Origin of the sequence: Streptomyces durbertensis (assembly GCF_014156695.1) — a bacterium.
Taxonomy (GTDB): domain Bacteria; phylum Actinomycetota; class Actinomycetes; order Streptomycetales; family Streptomycetaceae; genus Streptomyces; species Streptomyces durbertensis.
The window spans coordinates 1-845 of sequence record NZ_WMLF01000865.1 but is presented as its reverse complement, the minus strand read 5'-3'; the positions used below and the strand labels follow the sequence as shown (position 1 = coordinate 845).

General features: G+C 76.6%; 2 protein-coding genes. Both read right to left on the bottom strand.

The genetic code is table 11. From position 1 onward, the window contains the following. A partial coding sequence (locus tag GL263_RS28715) for a hypothetical protein (protein ID WP_228456881.1) occupies positions 1-227 on the bottom strand: 227 nt, incomplete at its 3' end. 82 nt (positions 228-309) lie between these two features. Further along, positions 310-845, bottom strand: a 536-nt coding sequence (locus tag GL263_RS27350) for a DUF309 domain-containing protein (RefSeq protein WP_228456880.1), incomplete at its 5' end; no start/stop codon positions are given.

Below are 845 nucleotides of genomic sequence, written 5' to 3'. Positions count from 1 at the left end.
CCCGGGAGGTCGACCCCGGTGAAGTGCGCCAGCTCACGCGCGAGTTGACGATCAGACCGAACAATCGACTGGACGGTAGCCGGAGGCGGCGGAACGCCACTGGGCACCACGCCCAGGAAGTGGCCGGGAATCTGGGCCTGTTGCACAACAGCAAGGCGCCCCCACCCGGCGACACCGCGAACGCCCCAGCTCAGCGGCGTGTCCGCGACTCCACACAGAAACAGCATCCGCGGAGACTGTCCGTCACCGCAACCTTCTCGCAACCCCCGGGTGTGCGACCCGCCCGCCCGGCCTCGCCGGTGCGGGCCCTCAGGTGCCACGCGCGGTGAGCCGCGGGGCGGGGTCGGAGGCGCGCGGCGGACCCGACGCCAACTCCGGGTCGGCGGCAAGGCGTTCGGCCCAGCGGAGCAGCCCGTCGACGTCCACGCCGTGGCGCGTGTCCGGCGCGCCGCGCTCGAGGTTGGCCGCACCGCGCCGCAACAGGCCGCGTGCGCCGGAGGCGTTGCCGCGCGCCGCGTGGGTGACACCGACGGCCAGTTGGGCCAGTCCCCGCCACAGCGGCTCCTCGTCGGCCGGCCGGCTCTTCCAGGCGTCCTCCAGCACCTCGTGCGCGTGGAAGGGCATGCCGTCGTCGAGCAGCCGCTGGGCCTCGGCGAGCGCCTGCGCCGGGGTACGCGGGACGCCCTCGGGCTGCCGCTCGACACCGGGCGAGCCGTAGGGCAGCGGGCGTCCGAGCCCGTCGCGCGGCCGGGCGTTGCGGGCCCGCCCGGCCTCGTCCCGGTCCCGCCGTCCGACCTGCGGTCGCCCGGCGGGTTCGCCGTCGCGCCGGGGTCGGGGCTCGGGGG